Source organism: Paraliobacillus zengyii, assembly GCF_003268595.1.
In the GTDB taxonomy this organism is placed as follows: Bacteria; Bacillota; Bacilli; order Bacillales; family Amphibacillaceae; genus Paraliobacillus_A; species Paraliobacillus_A zengyii.
The window spans coordinates 3,269,054-3,288,437 of record NZ_CP029797.1; the positions used below are offsets into that span (position 1 = coordinate 3,269,054).

Annotated in this window: 19 protein-coding genes; 7 read left to right on the top strand and 12 right to left on the bottom strand. The window is 36.7% G+C overall.

What is annotated here, in order from left to right:
- Positions 1-399: 399 nt before the first annotated feature.
- The 3 genes from argS to speE all read right to left on the bottom strand — a co-directional run bounded on the left by argS (position 400) and on the right by speE (position 4,000).
- Positions 400-2,070, bottom strand: a complete 1,671-nt coding sequence (argS, locus tag DM447_RS16185; RefSeq protein ID WP_112182225.1) for an arginine--tRNA ligase — start codon at positions 2,068-2,070, stop codon at positions 400-402.
- Entirely contained in the window at positions 2,070-2,504 is a 435-nt protein-coding gene (locus DM447_RS16190) for a YwiB family protein (RefSeq protein ID WP_112182226.1), read from the bottom strand. The genes argS and DM447_RS16190 overlap by 1 nt, the downstream gene beginning before the upstream one ends.
- Before the next feature lie 665 nt (positions 2,505-3,169).
- On the bottom strand, positions 3,170-4,000 hold the full coding sequence (gene speE / locus DM447_RS16195) for a spermidine synthase (RefSeq protein WP_112182227.1): 831 nt from the start codon (positions 3,998-4,000) through the stop codon (positions 3,170-3,172).
- 211 nt (positions 4,001-4,211) lie between these two features.
- On the opposite strand from speE, the gene DM447_RS16200 reads away from it, so the two are divergent.
- Entirely contained in the window at positions 4,212-6,209 is a 1,998-nt protein-coding gene (locus tag DM447_RS16200; protein ID WP_112182228.1) for a transglycosylase domain-containing protein, read from the top strand.
- A gap of 691 nt (positions 6,210-6,900) precedes the next feature.
- Here the strand turns inward: DM447_RS16200 and DM447_RS16205 are convergent.
- A complete protein-coding gene (locus DM447_RS16205) occupies positions 6,901-7,425 on the bottom strand; it encodes a YwhD family protein (RefSeq protein ID WP_112182229.1) in 525 nt (174 codons plus the stop codon).
- Positions 7,426-7,564: 139 nt separating this feature from the next.
- Here DM447_RS16205 and DM447_RS16210 point away from each other — a divergent pair, with 139 nt between their 5' ends.
- Positions 7,565-7,747, top strand: a complete 183-nt coding sequence (locus tag DM447_RS16210; RefSeq protein ID WP_112182230.1) for a 2-hydroxymuconate tautomerase — start codon at positions 7,565-7,567, stop codon at positions 7,745-7,747.
- 47 nt (positions 7,748-7,794) lie between these two features.
- Here the strand turns inward: DM447_RS16210 and DM447_RS16215 are convergent, their stop codons facing one another.
- The 4 genes from DM447_RS16215 to DM447_RS16230 form a co-directional block, all read right to left on the bottom strand.
- On the bottom strand, positions 7,795-8,865 hold the full coding sequence (locus DM447_RS16215) for an ABC transporter permease subunit (RefSeq protein ID WP_112182231.1): 1,071 nt from the start codon (positions 8,863-8,865) through the stop codon (positions 7,795-7,797).
- Positions 8,862-9,782 (bottom strand): ABC transporter permease subunit, encoded by a 921-nt coding sequence (locus DM447_RS16220; RefSeq protein ID WP_112182232.1) that lies wholly within the window; start codon positions 9,780-9,782, stop codon positions 8,862-8,864. The genes DM447_RS16215 and DM447_RS16220 overlap by 4 nt, the downstream gene beginning before the upstream one ends.
- Before the next feature lie 141 nt (positions 9,783-9,923).
- Positions 9,924-10,415, bottom strand: a complete 492-nt coding sequence (locus DM447_RS16225) for a YwgA family protein (RefSeq protein WP_112182233.1) — start codon at positions 10,413-10,415, stop codon at positions 9,924-9,926.
- A 52-nt stretch (positions 10,416-10,467) separates the two neighbouring features.
- Positions 10,468-11,772 (bottom strand): HD domain-containing protein, encoded by a 1,305-nt coding sequence (locus tag DM447_RS16230; RefSeq protein ID WP_112182234.1) that lies wholly within the window; start codon positions 11,770-11,772, stop codon positions 10,468-10,470.
- Positions 11,773-11,914: 142 nt separating this feature from the next.
- Here DM447_RS16230 and DM447_RS16235 point away from each other — a divergent pair, with 142 nt between their 5' ends.
- Positions 11,915-12,757, top strand: a complete 843-nt coding sequence (locus DM447_RS16235; protein ID WP_112182235.1) for a lipoate--protein ligase family protein — start codon at positions 11,915-11,917, stop codon at positions 12,755-12,757.
- Between the two features lie 330 nt (positions 12,758-13,087).
- Here the strand turns inward: DM447_RS16235 and menC are convergent, their stop codons facing one another.
- Both menC and pta read right to left on the bottom strand, forming a co-directional pair.
- Positions 13,088-14,173, bottom strand: a complete 1,086-nt coding sequence (menC, locus tag DM447_RS16240; protein WP_112182769.1) for an o-succinylbenzoate synthase — start codon at positions 14,171-14,173, stop codon at positions 13,088-13,090.
- A gap of 105 nt (positions 14,174-14,278) precedes the next feature.
- The gene (gene pta, locus DM447_RS16245) at positions 14,279-15,250 is read right to left on the bottom strand and encodes a phosphate acetyltransferase (protein WP_112182236.1); all 972 of its coding nucleotides are present in this window, start codon (positions 15,248-15,250) and stop codon (positions 14,279-14,281) included.
- Positions 15,251-15,587: 337 nt separating this feature from the next.
- Here pta and hemQ point away from each other — a divergent pair, with 337 nt between their 5' ends.
- The 3 genes from hemQ (at position 15,588) to DM447_RS16260 (ending at position 17,620) form a co-directional block, all read left to right on the top strand.
- On the top strand, positions 15,588-16,334 hold the full coding sequence (hemQ, locus tag DM447_RS16250; protein ID WP_112182237.1) for a hydrogen peroxide-dependent heme synthase: 747 nt from the start codon (positions 15,588-15,590) through the stop codon (positions 16,332-16,334).
- 307 nt (positions 16,335-16,641) lie between these two features.
- Positions 16,642-17,160: a spore coat protein GerQ gene (gene gerQ, locus DM447_RS16255; RefSeq protein ID WP_232824324.1), complete on the top strand. Its 519-nt coding sequence runs from the start codon at positions 16,642-16,644 to the stop codon at positions 17,158-17,160.
- 211 nt (positions 17,161-17,371) lie between these two features.
- Positions 17,372-17,620, top strand: coding sequence for a hypothetical protein (locus DM447_RS16260; protein WP_112182238.1), 249 nt, complete (start codon positions 17,372-17,374; stop codon positions 17,618-17,620).
- 13 nt (positions 17,621-17,633) lie between these two features.
- Here DM447_RS16260 and DM447_RS16265 read toward each other — a convergent pair whose 3' ends face one another.
- Both DM447_RS16265 and DM447_RS16270 read right to left on the bottom strand, forming a co-directional pair.
- Complete coding sequence (locus DM447_RS16265) at positions 17,634-18,002, bottom strand: DUF423 domain-containing protein (RefSeq protein WP_112182239.1); 369 nt, start codon at positions 18,000-18,002, stop codon at positions 17,634-17,636.
- Between the two features lie 47 nt (positions 18,003-18,049).
- Positions 18,050-18,370 (bottom strand): YwdI family protein, encoded by a 321-nt coding sequence (locus DM447_RS16270; protein ID WP_112182240.1) that lies wholly within the window; start codon positions 18,368-18,370, stop codon positions 18,050-18,052.
- 111 nt (positions 18,371-18,481) lie between these two features.
- Here DM447_RS16270 and DM447_RS16275 point away from each other — a divergent pair, with 111 nt between their 5' ends.
- On the top strand, positions 18,482-19,357 hold the full coding sequence (locus DM447_RS16275) for a fructosamine kinase family protein (RefSeq protein ID WP_422385904.1): 876 nt from the start codon (positions 18,482-18,484) through the stop codon (positions 19,355-19,357).
- The last annotated feature ends 27 nt before the right edge of the window (positions 19,358-19,384 follow it).

The following is a 19,384-nucleotide window of genomic DNA, read 5'->3' on the forward strand; positions in this document are numbered from 1 at the left end:
CGTTTTGTTAATCAGTACTAATATATTACCACAACTTTCTTGAAAATTTTCCTTTATGTTGATAGAAATGAGCTACTATTCTGTTTCAGCTGAAATTAGCGCGTGCTCCGTCGGATTATGACTGCCTTCCGCCGAATTAATGCGTGCTCCGACGGATTATGACTGCCTTCCGCTGAATTAGCGCGCGCTCCGTCGGATTATTACGGGCTTCCGCTGAATTATTGCGCGCTCCGTCGGATTATGCCTGCCTTCCGCTGAATTAATGCGTGCTCCGTCGGATTATGCCTGCCTTCCGCTGAATTAGCGCGCGCTCCGACGGATTATAGGTTAAAAAATGCCTTATATAAAAAAAGAAGATCCAGTCCATCTTCAAATGGACTGGATCTTCTTTTATGAAAATTACATGCTTTCTGGGGCTTTTACGCCAATTAACTGTAAACCATTTGCAATCGTGTATTTTACAGATTTCATTAAAGCCAATCTTGCTTTTGTACGCTCTGGATTCTCAGCATCTAAAACTTTTTCAGCATTATAGAAGCTATGCAAGGCTGACGCAACATCAAAGATATATTGTGTTAGACGATGTGGTGTTCTATTTTCAGCTGCATCGATAATTACTTGTGGAAATTCACCAATGCGCTTCAATAAATCTTCTTCTTTTTCAGAAACTAACAAGCTAGCATCAATGTTTTCATCTGTAAGGAAACCCTTTTCTTCTGCTTGACGAAGCATTGCACAGATTCTTGCATGCGCGTATTGGACATAAAAAACCGGGTTATCATTTGATTCAGATTTAGCTAAATCCATATCAAAGTCTAAATGTGAATCGCTTGAGCGCATAACGAAGAAATAACGCATTGCATCGACGCCTACTTCTTCCATCAATTCACGCAATGTTACAGCCTTTCCTGTTCGCTTACTCATTTTGACTTTCTCACCATTTTCAAATAGGTTAACCATTTGGATAATCTCTACTTCAAGCGTTTCTGATTCATAACCTAATGCCTGGATAGCAGCGCGCATTCTTGGAATATAACCATGATGATCAGCACCCCAAATATTAATTAATGTTTTAAAACCACGCTCTAATTTATTATTATGGTAAGCGATATCTGGTGTTAAATACGTGTACGTTCCATCATTTTTAATAAGTACACGGTCTTTATCGTCACCAAAATCAGTAGTACGGAACCAAGTTGCACCGTCCTCTTCAAAAGTGTGTCCCTTATCCTTTAGTAAAGCTAAAGTAGGAGCTATTTTACCATCATCATAAAGAGATGTTTCTGAGAACCATTGGTCAAAGTTCACTCGGAATTCTGATAAATCTTTTTCCAGTTTTTTAATCTCATATTTCAAGCCATATTCTTTGAAAAATTCTAATCGTTCTTCTTCCGGTTTATTAGCCCACTCATCTTTATAAGCATCAACTAATTCCTCGCCAAGCGCAATAATATCTTTACCATGGTAACCATCTTCAGGCATCGCCGTGTCTTTTCCTAGCGCTTGCATATATCTTGCTTGAACAGATTTAGCAAGGTTATTTATTTGGTTACCAGCATCATTAATATAATATTCACGTTCGACATCATAACCAGCCGCATCAAGAATATTACAAAGTGAATCACCTACTGAAGCGCCACGCGCATGCCCAAGGTGTAAGTCCCCTGTTGGGTTTGCTGACACAAATTCAACTTGGACTTTATGGCCTAACGCCGCTTCTGATCGTCCGTAATTGTCGCCCTCTTTTAATATAACTGGGATTAGACGCGTTAAATACGTATTATCCATGAAAATATTAATGAATCCTGGTCCAGCAATTTCTACTTTCATAATCGAAGCTTCCATTGTATCTAATGCAGCTACAATTTCATCTGCAATCTGTTTCGGTGCTTTCTTAGCAATTCGTGCTAGCTGCATGGCGATGTTTGTTGCGTAGTCTCCATGTCCTTTGTCTTTTGGTTGTTCCAGTACAATAGCAGGCAATTCTGCTTCTGTTGCTAATTCTGCTTTAAGTACAGCTTGTTTAATCTCTGTTTTTAATCTTTCTTGCATTTCTTGCATAATATTCATTACGAAACCTCCTTGAAAGTCAATGTTAATCGGTGTCTTCGCTCACCTTCACCATTTATTTTTGTGGTATAACTAATAAACAGTTTTCCTGAACGCGCTCCATTTGGTTGCTGAAAAGTAATTTGATCTGTGTGGGTTTCCATATGTATCGTACCAAATTCATGGTGATAGATATTTTCCGTACGTTGTTTCATCTTAAATTGTTGGTGCATCGTCACAGCGCCTGTTCGCTTGATACTAACTTTATCATCTGTAATGGTAATAAATGCATCGACGTCAGCTTGTTCTTCTTGATGCTCCGTGAAGCGAATTGCCGCAATCGCACCCTTTTGAATAAATGAGCCTGTCTCTTCGACGACCGTTCTTGTCTTATCACTAAGCTCACGAATTTCTGTAACTAACTTAATTGTAACAGGGATTTGTTCACTTTCCATTGTATCACCCTCACTAACTAGATAACCTTAAGTATAAGAAGGTTTTCAATTAAACTCAACCCTCTTTTTATTTAGACCTTTTTGTAAACTTTAATTTTTTAAAAGATTGTTGAGATAAATCGATAAACTCTGTAATGATCCCGCTTTGGATATACACTACGCTTTCCGCAGGCACGTCTTCAGCTAACTTCGTATAGCAAAAAGCGTTTTACGAAGTGGATCTTCAGATCGCGCTGTTCCTGCAGGAGTCTTCGTGTATTTCCGTCGATAGTCGAACAGATTTATCAGAGGTATTAGACCAACAATAACAGACTTTTATACTTTCTTAAGAAAAACCATACAAAACGAAGGAAAAACGCGAGACTCCTATGGTAAAGGAACAGTCTGAAGACCCCGCAGTGAGCGTTTTTTGGACCTGCGATTACTCGGCCCATCGAAAACATTTGCTCGCGAGGAGGCTGAAGCGTTCTCCATGGAAAGCGAGTGTTTTTCCGCAGTGGCAGAATAAAACTGCACTTATAAAGAATAGAACAAATTCTCAATAATGTTAAGTCGGCATATATATCTTTCACTAATCTCTAAAAGAAACAAGATTTACGAAAAGGGTCTTACAAATGGAATAGAAGCACTTCTACTGATATAGAAGCGCTACAAATTTTATTCCTTTATTTTTCTGTTAAATCTTTAACGAATTTCGGTAAAGCAAAACTAGCTTTATGGATTTCTTCTGTATAATATTTAGTCTCTATCTCATGGAAACGTTCAGGCTTTACTTCTAATGGATTGTACTGTTTACTTCCAATTGTAAACGTCCATAAACCACTTGGATACGTAGGAATGTTAGCCGTATATAATTTAGTAATCGGAAAAATCTCTTCGACGTCATGGTAAACTTGCTTAATTAAATCTGCCTTAAACCAAGGATTATCTGATTGCGCGACGAAAATACCGTCTGACTTTAATGCTTTAGATATTCCAGCATAAAATCCTTTTGAAAACAGATTAACAGCTGGGCCTACTGGTTCAGTTGAATCTACCATAATGACATCATACATTGCTTCACTTTCAGCGATATGCATAAAACCATCAATTACCTTTACTTCCACACGCGGATCATCTAACTTACCAGCTATTCCCGGTAAAAATTTCTTTGAGTACTCAATTACTTTACCATCAATTTCAACTAAAATCGCTTTTTCAACGGACGGGTGTTTTAAAATTTCACGAATGACACCACCATCGCCTCCACCTACTACTAAAACATGTTTCGGATTTGGATGCGTGAACAACGGAACATGCGTAATCATCTCATGATAAACAAATTCATCTTTCTCTGTTGTCATAACCATTCCATCTAATACAAGCATATTTCCCCATTCGTTTGTTTCTATCATATCTAACTGTTGAAAATCTGTTTTCTCCGTATGTAATGTCTGTTTAACCTTTGCTGAAATACTGAAATCCTTTGTTTGTTTCTCTGTATACCATAAATCCATATGTCTATCTCCTTTGGCTTTTAAATCTATATTACAACTACTTATTTAATGTTTCAAACAAACTAATTTTAGAGAGTTTAATAAAAAAAGCAAGTGTTTTCTTTTTTTTCATAAAATTTGTCGAATATATACGTTTATTTATGGATAGTTTTCACCATAATGATACTACTATCCAGAGCGATATTGGCTGTATAAAGGAGTTTTAACAAAAATGAAGAAGTTATTCAAACATAAATTCAAAAAGTTAGGTGACAGACCCCCTCGCTGGATTGTAAGAAGTTTTTATATTGGATCGCTTTCGATCATTATTTTCGCATTGTCCATTTACATATATGCGCTCGTTCTGGGAGCGCCTCCTTTAACGACCATTCAAAACACCATTTATTACAGTCAAGACGGAACCAAAATAGGTGAAGAATTAGGTGTAGTTAATCGTTATTGGGTTGATTTAGAAGAAATTAATCCGACACTAATTGACGCAACTTTACAAGCAGAGGATCAAAATTTTCATAGTCACCACGGCTTTGATTTGAAGCGAATTCTAGCTGCAGTGTTAGTTAATATAAAAACTGGTTCAATGAAAGAAGGGGCGAGCACCATTACCCAGCAATATGCACGGAACCTCTACTTATCACATGAAAAAACATGGTCGAGAAAGATAAAAGAAGCCTTTTATACCATCCGCTTAGAAATCTTCTATAGTAAAGATGAATTGTTGGAAGGCTACCTTAATACGATTTATTATGGTCATGGTGCCTACGGAATTGAAACTGCTAGCCAATATTTCTTTGAAAAAGAAAGTAGTGACCTAACGCTTGCAGAAGCGACACTATTAGCTGGCATACCGAATAGTCCAAGCTACTATTCACCAATCAATCATTATGATCAAGCAAAAGAACGTCAGCAGCACATTCTATCTTTATTAGCTGAGGAAGAAATGATAACCGAACAAACAGCTTTTTTGACTGAAAGAGAAGATCTACAAATCAATAGTGAATTGCCAACTACTTCGGATTCAATCGCACCTTATTTCCAAGATATCGTATTAGCTGAGATGGAAGCAATATTAGAAAAAGAGTCCGACGTTATTCGTACTAGTGGGTACCATGTTTATACAACACTAGACGAAACCCATCAAGAGAAATTAGACCAAACAGCAGCTAGCCAAATTAGTGAGAGTAGTGCGTTGCAAATTGGCGGCATTGCAATGGACCCGTCAACAGGTGCTATTACAGGCTTAATAGGTGGTAAGAACTATTCAGAAAGTCCTTATAATAGAGCCGTTCAAGCAAAACGGATGGTTGGTTCTACTTTTAAACCTTTCTTATATTATAGTGCATTGACAAATGGTTATACGGCGGCCACAACATTAATGAGTAAGCCAACTACCTTTGTGTTAGCTGATGGGAGTAGTTATCAACCTAGTAACTACAATGGCTATTATGCCGATAAACCTGTCACTTTAGCGCAAGCATTGGCGGTAAGTGATAATATCTATGCGGTAAAAACGAATATTTTCTTAACACCAAAACGTCTGATTGATACAACACGTACATTTGGTATTACAAGTGAGCTTGAAGCTGTACCTTCTCTTGCTTTAGGAACTGCATCCATAAGTGTGAAAGAAATGGTAACTGCCTATAGCATGTTGGCAAATGGCGGTAACTCTTTATCACCTCACACCATTGAAAAAATAACCGATTCTAAAGGGAAGGTTGTTTATCAACGTCCAAAACAAGTGAAAGAACAAGTGCTTGATCCACAGCAAACTTTTATCTTAAATCAATTAATGACAGGTATGTTCAACCCTTCTTTAAATGGTTATATGCATGTCACAGGAGAATCAATCGTAGATCAATTACATCATACGTATGCAGGAAAGTCAGGTACCACCGAGACTGACAGTTGGATGATTGGTTATAGCCCACAACTAGTTATGGGGGTTTGGACAGGCTATGACGATAACAGGACGATTGATAAAACAATCGAACAACAGGCTGCCAAGCAAATATGGGCCGATTTTATGGAAGGTGTTCATACGAACCTACCTGTTGAAAATTTTGAGGTACCTGCTGGTATTGTCGCGGCATATATTGATCCTACTATTGGCGAATTAGCTACTCCATACTGTGAAAACAAACAGCTTATGTATTTCGTTGAGGGAACAGTTCCAGAACATTATTGCTCTGTTCATCGGCCAGAAGGATAAATTAATATATACGAATTCAACTTTCTCATTTAAAAATAAGCGCTAATCATTGGCCGTGTTGCGTTTGGATTATATTTGTTCTATTATGTGACATTCCTTAAACAGATCTGATTTCTGTCAATGACAGAATTTATATAGACTCTTTCGTAACTGCCATGTTGATTTCCGCTTCAGGCCGTCGCTTTCCGCGGGCAAATGTTTTCGGTGGGGCGAGTAATCGCAGTCCCAAGTCTTCAGCTAACTCCGTAAAGCACAAATCGCTTTACGGAGTGGATCTTCAGATCTTGCTTTTAAAGTCTGTACAGCGACGGAAGCGAATAGGTTACACTTTATTTGGAAAAGTACATGCTCTTCCAATAAGAGTATCGAAAATTTCACTTAATACGCTTGTTTATTATATTGCAATATAAGAAGGAGGGCGTAAAATAATTACAAGTCGAAAAGATTAGCTATCAAGCGAAGGAAGAAATGGCTTGAGACTCCTGTGGGAACAGCACAAACCGAAGATCCTCTATGGAAGCGATTTTTGCTTCTATAGATAGCTGAGGTTGTGCCCACGGAAAGGGAAAGCCTTTTCTGACGCAGCGAGGACTAAGCATAAACTCTAACTACGACAGAGTTTATGTCAAGTTCGTCAGTTGCGTACGAAGAAAAAGGATTCTGCTCTCTGCAGAATCCTTTTTTGTGCGTGCTATTGTGCTGGGAGTGCATCTTTTAATTCATCCGGTGCATTTTCCCACATTTTCGGATCAAATTCACGTAAAAAATCAGCTAATAATTTCTTCGATGCATCATCCATATGTTCTACTATATAGTAGCCTTTCATGGACTTATCCATATGTGTAACATGCTCAGGCATTGATTTGTAAGCCCGCTTGATTGATCGATCTACACGAACTTCACTACCTGCAACACCATGGTAATATGGACCATTCTCGCCTCGTTCAACGGTTACCCAGACAATCCAATATAAAAGGCCGTTTGGCACTTCATCTTTGTTTGGTAGAAATTTCACGCGTCGCTCGATTTCACTTCTGGCATGCATCGCACCCATATCAACAAAAGCATGGCTTTCATTTGGATCAATAATTACTGGTGATATATTTTCCAAACTAACTGAACCAACACCATAACCACCATGACCTGCTGTCGAATCGTCTTTCATTATTGTAAAAGCATTACTTTTCTTTTGCTTTGATCCATCTTCATTAGACATAATTAAAATCCTCCTACATGACTTCTCTTATATGGTGTTATTGTAGCATATTGCGTAACCATTTTTCATCTTGCAAACCTCAGAAATGAATTCACATCCTAATTTAAGTATAATGGTGATAGAAAAGGAGTGAATTATTATGCCATACGTTACAGTAAAAATGTTAGAGGGCCGAACAGACGACCAAAAGAAAGCACTCATAGAAAAGGTTACAGAGGCAGTTAGTGAAACAACTGGAGCTTCCAAAGAGAAAGTCGTTGTATTTATTGAAGATATTGATAAAAGTCAATATGGTGTCGGTGGTAAACGTCTGATAGATTAATGAATAGAAAACCCTAGTAACGTAACCATACGTAACTAGGGTTTTCTTTATAAGAAATGAAAGTCTTCTGGTTTCACTGTTACTTCTTTAACAGAGCTTTCCTTTGGTTTACTCTTCCGATGAAATAAACTTCTTATCGATCTTGAACCTTTTATTCCCACACCAATTCTTCTCTGCTGTACCTCTTGGATGCCTTCTACAATAAGCTGCATAGAAATAATCACGATTATAAATGCAAGAAAGACAGGTACAACAATCCAATAATAACCAGTCATAAACGCTTCCCTTGTATTACTAATGAGCCCAGACCATTCATATGTGACAGAATGTGGTGGTGATTTGTGAAATTCATCATACATGACACTTGTTCCACCTAAGAATAAACCAAATAAACCTAAATGAATGAGTAGGACTAATACTTGAATAAACTGTTGGCCAAAGATCAGCCCTAATCTGGCACTTAAATGTGGCATCACATGTTTCTTAATAATTTGTCGATTAGATGCACCTAAAACCCTCGCCCCAGTGATAAACTCCTTTTCTAGAATTAAACGCATTTCATTTCCTATTAAAACGGTAAGAAGCGGCACAACTAGAATGGTCAAGATAAGTCCTTGTACAAGAATACGTTCCGTGAAACTATATTCAAATCCCGTTGTTGACCCCATTATAAAAGGTGATAATAATACAAGTGCAAGAACAGTTAACGGCAAGTAGTGAAAGCTGTCTACTACTTTTTCAAACATCTTTCTCCACTTATTGCTCAGTAAAAACACATATGGAATTGCAAATAGAAATCCAACTAACATACGCAATAAAGCAATCCCACTAGCAAAAAGGATCGTATATTTCGCTCCTGTAATTAATTGATCCATAATACTATATCCAAGCAGATCACTGCCCATCGGCACATATTTGGAAGGTGGATGCGGTTTAGAACTTACTAGACCACCATCTTCATCATAAACCAATACATACTGTCGAACGGGTTCTTCTTGGATAATCGAGTGGACCACGCTGACGACTAGCATTCCAAAGATGATCAGGAAGCCAATGAGGAACTTGGGGTTTTTAAAATGCGCTCCTAGTCCTTTTAGCAATTGATAGCCAAATTTCATTTTCGAACCCCCAATTGTTTAAACGTTTGCCAATGGTTTGTTCGTCTTATTGGAGCTACCGGATGTGAATCATATGATTCGTTAAAAATGAATATCTCGACGCCTTGGTAAAGGATAAATAATGGTGTGAAAACCAACCATAGAACGACAGCAAGGATAATCGAACGAAAGTCTGTCATCACAAAACTAGAGATTCCATTAATATTAAACATGTATTCAATAACAAATAAACTGGATAACGTTGTCCAAACAATAATTTTTGACTGGTAGAAAACACTCTTCATAATATTACGCAGCACATGTTTCACTAAAATATAACTTTGCCTAATCCCTTTACTTCGAGCCAATTCAATATATTCTTTTGTCAGCTCTTCTTCCATCAATAAGATAAGGATTCGATAGAGGGAGACCATTGGCAAAAAAGATAAAACCACAACAGGTGCTAAAAAGATACGTTCATCGCCTAATGTAACAAAACGCATCAGTAAAATATCAGTGTGTTGAAAAATCGTAACAACACCTAACTGTAACAAAAAAGCCACCATCAAATCTGGAATAGATTCCATAAATCCTAGTAAGCGTTTAATAGATTGCATCAGTATTTTCGGTAAAAACATCGTTACGATACCTAATATAAATGCAACAAAAAAACCTAGAATAATAGCTCCAACAAATAATTTTATCGAATATAGATAAGGATTCCATATCATTGAAAAAACGGATAACTCCCGATCTAAGTAAAAATATGTCCAGCTATCTGGTTGACCTAATGCTTTTACAAGCGAGATAACTTGATCTATATATGGAGATAGGTTCAATAGGTCTGAAGGTTGAAATAATATAGGTGCACTACTAACGAGAATGATGCCAATTAATCCTGCTATGTAATATAGAAAAAAACGTACGATCCTGTGCAATTTTACAACTCCTTTCCAATTACTATTTTTATTATAATGAAAATTCTAAAAATTAACAACAAATCTATGAACAGTAAAAAGCACAGCATTGGTTGCTGTGCTTTTCTGTTTAACGTACTAAAAGTTTTTTTGCTAAAGCGTTTATTGCAATTCGTTAATAAACGTCCAAGCTTCATCGATATCGGCTGGTGTGTAATTTGAACTTTTCTTCACGACTTGCACTTTTTCTTCCACTTCTGTTTTGGTTAACTCGCTAAAATAAAGCATCGTAGACACAAGTTCCAAAAAACGCGAACTTTTTTCTTTCATCTTTACTATTTTATCTTCAAATGATGGAAGGTTTACTTCGGATTGTTCAAGAAAGTCTTCTCCATCTGCTGTCATTGTATAACGATATTGATAATAATTGCTCTTTTTTTCCTTCTGTTCTGCAATAAAACCTAAGTTACATAACTCTTCCATTCTCAAAGATAATTCTTCTGAATAAGGTCCGTAAAAATGAAATTCAAATTTTTCTTCAAAAGGGACCTCACACTGTTTTAAGATATAAATCATCTTCTGTAATTTTTTTCGGCCAACAATTTCGCCGGAAGTCATGAAAAACTTCATCAGTTTAGCATGATTTGCTAACATACAAACATCTCCTATTCCAAACTTAGTAAAAATTATTCCAGACCTGTATCCCTTATTCTTTACGCAAGCCTAGTAAAACTTCTATTCTTGCCTTTTTCGGGTTATCATCAGGTAATGTTTGAACAAAATCCAACGGAAAATACAACTTATGATCTGTTCTCTTTTTCCCTGAAATTGATTCAACAATGTCAGATTGCCTTGATAATTCTTCTAACGATTTATTCGGCATTAATAAGTTAATTGGTAATCGCTCGCCCTCTTCGCCAGGACGATAAAAATCATATGGTAAATCAGAGGATGAATCGACAACAAGATAATATGCTGGATCTATTCCTACTTCTGTAAATAAACGTGTTAATTCTATCGATTCTTTCATTTGTAAATTAGGATTAAATTCAATATATTTAAACAAATTACGATTCATAAAACGACGACATAAATCTTTTAAAATAGGATCGGTTTCCTCCTGCCACATTTGAAAGTAATAAAGAACAATTGATTCATCCAATCGCAAATAATCTTTCACTGTTACCTTTCCTGCAAAAATAGATAGGAAATGTGTTGGTTCTAAGGAAAAGGCGTAATCCGCTTGATATAAATCTTTTGCACGATGTAGAATTTTTGATAAAATGACTTCTGCACTTCTACTAACCGGATGGAAATAAACTTGCCAATACATTTGATAGCGACTCATAATATAGTCCTCTACTGCATGCATACCAGAAGCTTTAATCACGACCTGATCTTCAAGAGGACGCATGACACGTAAAATACGTTCCATATCAAAATGACCATAACTAACACCAGTAAAATAGGCATCTCGTTGTAAATAATCCATTCGATCAGCATCAATCTGACTTGAAATCATACTAACCACTAATTGATCTTCATACGTCTTATTAATGACATCTGCCACTTTTTGTGGGAAATCTACATCAACTTTACGTAATATCTGATTAATTTCTGTATTTCCTAAAATTATTTTTTTTGTAAAGTCTTCGTGATCTAATTTAAAAACCTTTTCAAAAGAATGAGAAAATGGGCCATGACCTAGATCGTGCAATAATGCAGCACATAGACTGAGAAGACGCTCGTCTTTATTCCAATTAGGTCTTCCTTCAAAATTAAACAATATTCGCCGAACAATTTCATATACACCTAAGGAATGATTGAAACGACTATGTTCTGCTCCGTGAAAGGTGACATAAGCTGTACCTAACTGTTTAATTCGACGTAAACGCTGAAATTCAGCAGTTCCAATAAGATCCCATATCACACGATCTTTCACGTGAACATAGCGATGAACAGGGTCTTTAAAAACTTTTTCTTCATATAATTGTTCGTCCTTATAAGCCATATTCTATTCCTTTCCTCTACCTTTTTGTCTGCACAATTTATTATTTCATTATATAATAGTTTTGGTTATTCTAAAAGAGGTACTAGCTTTAAACAAATCAAAACTATTGAAAATAATAGCTACATACGAAGGAGCACAACACATGATAGATTGGAAAACTTTTTTTACTGGAAAAACATATCGACTAATTGACCACAGTGATCCTAGCGTAACGGAAAAGGCAATGGATTCATTTGCTTATGATGATGCAATCGCTCTGTCTGTTAGTAAACATACAGCACCACACACGATTCGATTATGGGTACACGACAAAACGGTCGTCTTGGGAATTTCAGATGCTCGCTTACCTTATATGGAGGAAGCTGTGCGCTGGTTGCAAAGTCAAGGTTACCAAACGGTTGTCCGAAACTCTGGGGGATTAGCCGTCGTACTTGATTCAGGTGTACTTAATATATCACTCTTACTTTCTGGCGGAAATACAGTAGGCATTCATCAAGGATACGATATCATGGTCGCATTCATTCAAGATTTATTAACAGATTACACAGATGAAATTAAAGCATTTGAGGTTGTTGGATCCTATTGTCCGGGGGAATATGATTTAAGTATCAATGGCAAAAAATTTGCTGGCATTTCTCAACGACGAGTTCGTGACGGAATAGCTGTTCAAATTTATCTTTCAGTAGAAGGTGACGGACAAGAACGAGCAGAATTAATTCGACATTTTTACAATCTTGGCTTAAGAGGGGAAACATCGAAATTCACTTATCCAACCGTAAAACCTGATACCATGCGTTCCTTATCCGAACTAATTGGCGAGCAGATTACAGTCGATCAAGTAAAAGATAAACTTACACATCTATTGGATAATTTGACTTCAGAAAGTGATCAAACTGATTTAACGGACGAAGAAAGTATCGAATATAAAAAAAGAAAACAACATATGATTGATAGAAATCAAAAAGCACTCGGTGATTTAGCTTAACGAGTGCTTTTTGACTATGTTTGATGAAGTCTTCCGACGGATTATGGCGTCTTTCCGCCGAATTATTGCGTGACTCCGACGGATTAGTGCGGACTTCCGCTGAATTAAGGCGTGCTCCGACGGATTATGGCGGACTTCCGCTGAATTATTGCGCACTCCGCCGAATTAGTGCGGACTCCGACGGATTATGGCGCCCTTCCGCTGAATTAATGCATGCTTCCGCCGAATTACTGCGTGACTCCGACGGATTAGTGCGGACTCCCGCTGAATTAGTGCGGCTTCCGCCGAATTAATGCATGCTCCGACGGATTAGTGCGGACTTCCGCTTGATTAGTCCGTGCTATTTTTATTGATAACTATTTTTTCTACTGTAAAGTGCTTTAGCGCGTCTCTGTCAACTTCGTATCCAATTCCTGATTTATTTGGTATCTGAACTTGGCCATTTTTCACATGCACAGCTGGTGCAATAATATCGCGATGCCAATAGTTCTCTGATGCTGCTGTGTCTCCTGGCAATGTGAATTGTCCTAAACTCGCCACCGCAAGACTATGCGCTCTTCCAACACCTGCTTCAAGCATGCCACCACACCAAAGACTCACATTATGTTCTGTTGCATACTTTTCTATTTCTTTAACAGCCTGAATTCCACCTACACGACTCATTTTCACATTAATAATTTGACAGCTACCAAGTGCTACTGCAGTTTTCACATCACTATATGTATGAATACTTTCATCCAAGCAAATTGGTGTCTGTAATTGTTTTTGTAAAGATGCATGTTCAACAAAATCATCATTCGCTAATGGTTGCTCAATCATTTGTAAATTAAATTGATCTAACTGTTTTAAAATTTTTAAATCGGATAATTTATAGGCAGAATTCGCATCTACCATTAAATCAATCGCAGGAAACACTCGTCTCACTTCTCGAACAAGTTCCACATCATTACCAGGCTTAACTTTTAACTTAACTCGCTTGTATCCAAAAGCAAGCTTGTCATCAATCACTTTTAAAAGTTGATTCGTAGATGTCTGAAGGCCAATACTAACACCAACATCGATTACTTGTTTAGTTCCACCAATTAGCTGATATAAAGGTCGATTCATCTTTTTCGCAAACAAATCCCAAACAGCGCTCTCTACAGCCGCTTTTGCCATGTTATTACGACGAACCTTTTGAAAACGTTCCGCAACCTCCTCTGGATGAGAAATTGGCGATGCTACTACCAAAGGAACTAAAAATCTTTCTATCACATGTCGATTTGTTTCCGTTGTTTCTTCTGTATACCAGGGAGTTGTAAATGCTTCTGTTTCACCAAAACCACTAATTCCATCTTCATCAATAACTTCTATGATATAAAAGTCCTTATGCTCCACACGCCCAAAACTTGTCACAAACGGGTATTTATATTCCATTATCAGGTGATGAAGTACGACACGATTTATTGTAAGCAATTAAATCCCTCCCAAAAGATACAGAAAAGGCTCCGTCTTTTTCAGCGGAACCTTTCTTCATAAATATTATACAGATTGTGCTGCAGTGATGATCGCTAATTTATAAACATCATCTGTGTTACAACCACGAGATAAATCATTTACTGGTTTATTTAACCCTTGTAAAATTGGTCCGACAGCATCAAAGTTTCCTAAACGTTGAGCGATTTTATAACCAATATTTCCTGCTTCTAATCCAGGGAATACAAATACGTTTGCATCACCTTTAATGTCTGCATCTGGTGCTTTTTTCTCTGCTACACTAGGAACAAATGCCGCATCGAATTGAAATTCGCCATCTAATGTTAATTCCGGACGTTGTTCCTTAGCAATTCTTACAGCCTCTGCTACTTTATCTGTTTCTTCAGATTTTGCAGATCCTTTCGTTGAAAAACTTAACATCGCAACGCGTGGATCAATATTAAATAAGCTAGCTGTATCAGCACTTGCTAAAGCAATTTCAGCTAAGTCTTGGCTATCTGGCGCAATATTTATCGCACAATCCGCAAATACATACTTCTCTTCATCGCGAACCATTATGAATACACCAGATGTCTTTTTAATTCCCTCTTTTGTCTTAATAATTTGTAAAGCAGGACGAACCGTGTCAGCAGTAGAATGCACCGCACCACTTACTAACCCGTCTGCTTTGTTCATATAAACAAGCATAGTACCAAAGTAATTTTCATCTAAAAGCATTTTACGTGCAGCTTCTTCTGTTGCTTTTCCTTTTCGTCGTTCAACAAAGCTCGCAACCATTTCATCAAATGCTTCATATTTATTAGGATCAATAATTTCCACATTTGCTAAAGAAACATTCAATTCTTTCGCTTGCTGTTCTAATTTATCTCTTAATCCGACTAGTACAGGTTGAACTAAACCTTCCTCGCCTAATTTACTTGCAGCTTGTAGAATTCTTTCATCTGATCCTTCTGGGAATACAATTCTTCTGCTATTTCCTTTTAATCTACCTTTTAACATTTCATATAAATCGCTCATGTTTTTACCCTCCAAAATCTATTCTGTTATATATAATACGCCTTTTTGTGTGTGAATGAAAGTGTTACTGATTATTTTTTTTCAATCATTGGCTTGATCTCGTCCTCTCCTTTCCCTTTTATTCACTTCCTACCTCTTTACGTTAGAAAAGACGCTACTTTCTGTCTGAATCATTTTAGAATTAAATCTTGTCTAAATTATGACAATACGTTATGAAGCAACGATTAAAATCACTAAAATTAAAACTTCCAGTATGATTACTATTCCCGAATTATGTTATATTAAAAACAATGAGTACTTTTAGATTATAACAATTATAAAATAAGGAGAGATTAATATGGCACAAGCAGTAGAAACAATGGATGGTTGGTATTGTTTACATGACCTCCGCAAAATAAACTGGGGCGCTTGGAAAGCTGCTTCAACTGAAACAAGAGATGCAGCTTTGGCAGAATTCCAATCACTTTTATCAAATTGGGAAGAAATTGATGAAGCAAAAACCGGAAGTAATGCTGTCTATTCCATTATCGGACATAAGGCAGATATGATTTTTATGATCTTACGTCCAACGATGAAAGAATTAAATGAAGCTGAATTAAAGTTCAATAAATCATCCCTCGCTGCTTTTACAACGCAAAGTTATTCTTATGTATCAGTTGTCGAGTTGTCTAAATATATGGTTAAAGAAGGAGAAAATTCAGAAGATAATCCTGGAACACAAGCACGTTTACGACCTCGTTTACCTAAATGGGAATATATTTGTTTCTATCCAATGGACAAGCGGCGACAAGGTGATGAAAACTGGTATTCCCTACCAATGGAAGACCGTCGTAACTTAATGTATGAACACAGTTTGACTGGACGTAAATATGCAGGACGAATTAGACAAATCATTACTGGTTCCATGGGTTTTGATGATTGGGAATGGAGTGTTACGTTGTTTGCCAAAGATGCAATAGATATTAAAAAATTGGTATATGAAATGCGCTTTGATGAAGTAAGTGCTAAATATGGCGAATTTGGTGCATTTTACGTTGGTAATATTTTAACAAAAGATACTGTCCCTACATTTTTACACATCTAAATTAGGAAAGCCTCACATATGTGGGGCTTTTTTTATTGGGTGATTTTCTAAATAAAAGATTGCTATTTATTAGTGAAAATACAAGTAACTTAATAAAAGTCCTTTAGAAGATGAATTATCTTTCCATTTTCAATCATTTTTCTTTCGCCCATGCATAAGTATAGGTAGTGGAGAATTTCTTAACAAAATGAGGTGAATGCATGGCTGTTGTGAACGATATGAAAGAAGAAGTAGATTTATTAGCACGATTCATGTGGGCTAACGAAGTCACATATATAAGTAAAATAATGAGAGGAGCGAATAATAAATGACTGATGAAAAGAAGCAACGCCAAACACCTGCTGGAGGATATATGGCTCAAGCGCAACCAATGCCGGGGCAACCAACTCCCAAAGTTACACAGCAACAAGGATTACAAGGACAGACGATGTATCAGCCACAACAAATGCCTAGCTATGGTTACACACCTGGGATGTATCAACAAGGCTACCAACAACCAGCTTATTATCCTGCACAAGCCTTTACAAGCCCTACTCAAAATCAACCTTCTTATAGCCAAGTACCAGGGATGTTACCTTTAGAAGAATCCTACATTGAGAATATTTTGCGCCTAAACAAAGGAAAAGTAGCCACTGTTTATATGACTTTTGAAAATAACGATCGCTGGAATGCAAAAGTGTTTAAAGGCGTAATCGAAGCAGCTGGTAGAGATCATATTATCCTTAGTGATCCAGAGACTACGAAACGCTATCTCTTATTAATGGTCTATTTAGATTATATTACATTTGATGGGGAGATAAATTACGATATTCCTGGTGCCCGCTAATTGATAAAGTAAAACTTCAGCAGTAAGGTATCTTTTTCTCTTTCCACACTGTTTTTTAGTTAAATTACCGTCCGTTGCAACTCTCGCTTAAACAGCTTCATTTCACCTCATGTTTTAAAGGGAGAGCACTTCGGTCGGTTGCACCGAGAAATAAGAAGTCCTTGCTTTTTAATCAAGAGGCAAGGACTACTTTATTTGGAGGAAAAGCATGATGAGACATCCACATGAAAGGTTATTACAATTACAATTTTTAACGTTACTTTTAGCAATAGTATTCGGTATTATAACAGTGTTCTCTGGGTACATATTTCTTGCATATGTAACTTGTCTTATGCTAGCTGTTAACCTATTATGTGAAGGGCTTATTGAATGGAAGAATCATGATACCATTCAATTTGCCTATCATGTTTTACGTGTTATTCTAATCCTAGTCTTTGTTAGTTATTTGTATTTTACATAATATAGGTTATAAATTAAACAACTTTCATTACAGCATATCCAAGTAATATCCAACCTACTAAGAAAGCTACGCCTCCAAGCGGTGTGATTAATGCAAATGTTTTGATCGCGGTTGTTGAATAGATGTACAAGCTACCCGAAAAAAGAATAATTCCCGCTAGAAAAAACCAGCCTGCCAAAGAGACACTTGTGATTTGATACTTCGCTAATAAAAAACCTGTAGCTAGTAATGCGACAGTATGAAACATTTGATATTGAACGGCCTTCTCCCATGTAGCTATTGCCTTTTCAGAAATCTTACCTTCTAGTCCATGTGCACCAAATGCTCCTAATGCAACTGCGATAAATCCATTAATAATTCCAAGTAATAAAAAAAACTTCATTGTTCCATCCTCCTAATATTTTTTTATTAAATAACACATTTCCCTATTTAAAAATCAAATAACGAATCCCCATTAGCGTCCTCTTCAACAAGAGGCTTTGATTGAGGTGAGCCATTTGTAACAGTAGGTTTTGATGATGCAGGTGACTCGCCCATCATTTTTCGAAGTTCTAGCTCTTCTTGCGCATCGTGTGTTTGTACATGTGTAGAATTAGCTACATTTTCAGTTTCTTCCGTATCTAAAACTAAATCACATAATAACTGAATTGCTCGAGCATGTTCTTTCACTTCACTTAGTTGGTCGTGTTTTGTAAGTGCAGTTTGTACTTCTTGCTGCATTTTTTGCAGTACTTTTTTATTTGTTATCACTTTTTATGCCTCCCTAAAACTTCTTTTCCTATTATACAATTCAAATCCTTTAGTTGAAATGGATAGCATTTGAAATTATGCCAAATAAGCATTTATAATTAAGTAAAGGAAGTGAACAGATTGAATCGAATCATACACGAAGCAATAGAAAAAATCAATCCAAATGCGACTATTGAGACTATTAGATCTTTCTCAGGTGGAGATATTAACCAAGCATATCGTGTGGAAACAAACAATAAAAATTACTTTGTAAAAACAAATCAACATGTACCGGCCAACTTTTTTACGTTTGAAGCAAATGGAATTCAGTTAATTAAGAATACAAATACAATCGCTGTTCCAACAGTCCATTACTACAATGAACCAAAGCAACATGAACATGCCATACTCGTAATGGATTGGATTGAAGGGAAATCAACAGAAAAGTCGACAATTGAATTAGGGGAGCAAGTTGCTGCACTTCATCAACATCATCACGAAAAATACGGGTTAGACCAAGATGGTTTTATCGGATCCTTAGCACAAGTAAACGATTTTACCGATACGTGGATAAGTTATATGCGTGATTATCGTTTACTTCCGCAACTTCATCTCGCAAATGAACGAGGCAGATTATCAAACGAACGCTATGCTAAATTAGAAAAATTAATTAATCATATTGATAAATGGCTTCCTGCTAACCCTAAAGCTTCTTTATTACATGGGGATCTTTGGGGCGGAAATTGGTTAACTGGCGCTAATGGTAAACCATTTCTAATTGACCCTGCTGTTTTTTATGGTGATCATTTATTTGAATTAGCTTTCACAGAATTATTTGGCGGGTTTCCACAGGACTTTTACAACGCCTACAAGGAAGTCATGCCGATTGAAGATTACTATAATGATGTGAAACCGTTATACCAACTTTATTATCTTCTGGTCCATTTAACCTTATTCGGTGAAGGTTACGGGACCGCTGTAGATCGAACTTTAAACAGATACGTTTAAATGAAACTTTTGATAAAATTTATTCGT

What these genes read in the sequence shown, in the direction of transcription:
- argS (WP_112182225.1), bottom strand. Translation starts at nt 2,070, where the DNA reads ATGAATATTATGCAAGAAATGCAAGAAAGATTAAAAACAGAGATTAAA.
- DM447_RS16190 (WP_112182226.1), bottom strand. Translation starts at nt 2,504, where the DNA reads ATGGAAAGTGAACAAATCCCTGTTACAATTAAGTTAGTTACAGAAATT.
- speE (WP_112182227.1), bottom strand. Translation starts at nt 4,000, where the DNA reads ATGGATTTATGGTATACAGAGAAACAAACAAAGGATTTCAGTATTTCA.
- DM447_RS16200 (WP_112182228.1), top strand. Translation starts at nt 4,212, where the DNA reads ATGAAGAAGTTATTCAAACATAAATTCAAAAAGTTAGGTGACAGACCC.
- DM447_RS16205 (WP_112182229.1), bottom strand. Translation starts at nt 7,425, where the DNA reads ATGTCTAATGAAGATGGATCAAAGCAAAAGAAAAGTAATGCTTTTACA.
- DM447_RS16210 (WP_112182230.1), top strand. Translation starts at nt 7,565, where the DNA reads ATGCCATACGTTACAGTAAAAATGTTAGAGGGCCGAACAGACGACCAA.
- DM447_RS16215 (WP_112182231.1), bottom strand. Translation starts at nt 8,865, where the DNA reads ATGAAATTTGGCTATCAATTGCTAAAAGGACTAGGAGCGCATTTTAAA.
- DM447_RS16225 (WP_112182233.1), bottom strand. Translation starts at nt 10,415, where the DNA reads ATGTTAGCAAATCATGCTAAACTGATGAAGTTTTTCATGACTTCCGGC.
- DM447_RS16230 (WP_112182234.1), bottom strand. Translation starts at nt 11,772, where the DNA reads ATGGCTTATAAGGACGAACAATTATATGAAGAAAAAGTTTTTAAAGAC.
- DM447_RS16235 (WP_112182235.1), top strand. Translation starts at nt 11,915, where the DNA reads ATGATAGATTGGAAAACTTTTTTTACTGGAAAAACATATCGACTAATT.
- menC (WP_112182769.1), bottom strand. Translation starts at nt 14,173, where the DNA reads ATGGAATATAAATACCCGTTTGTGACAAGTTTTGGGCGTGTGGAGCAT.
- pta (WP_112182236.1), bottom strand. Translation starts at nt 15,250, where the DNA reads ATGAGCGATTTATATGAAATGTTAAAAGGTAGATTAAAAGGAAATAGC.
- hemQ (WP_112182237.1), top strand. Translation starts at nt 15,588, where the DNA reads ATGGCACAAGCAGTAGAAACAATGGATGGTTGGTATTGTTTACATGAC.
- gerQ (WP_232824324.1), top strand. Translation starts at nt 16,642, where the DNA reads ATGACTGATGAAAAGAAGCAACGCCAAACACCTGCTGGAGGATATATG.
- DM447_RS16260 (WP_112182238.1), top strand. Translation starts at nt 17,372, where the DNA reads ATGAGACATCCACATGAAAGGTTATTACAATTACAATTTTTAACGTTA.
- DM447_RS16265 (WP_112182239.1), bottom strand. Translation starts at nt 18,002, where the DNA reads ATGAAGTTTTTTTTATTACTTGGAATTATTAATGGATTTATCGCAGTT.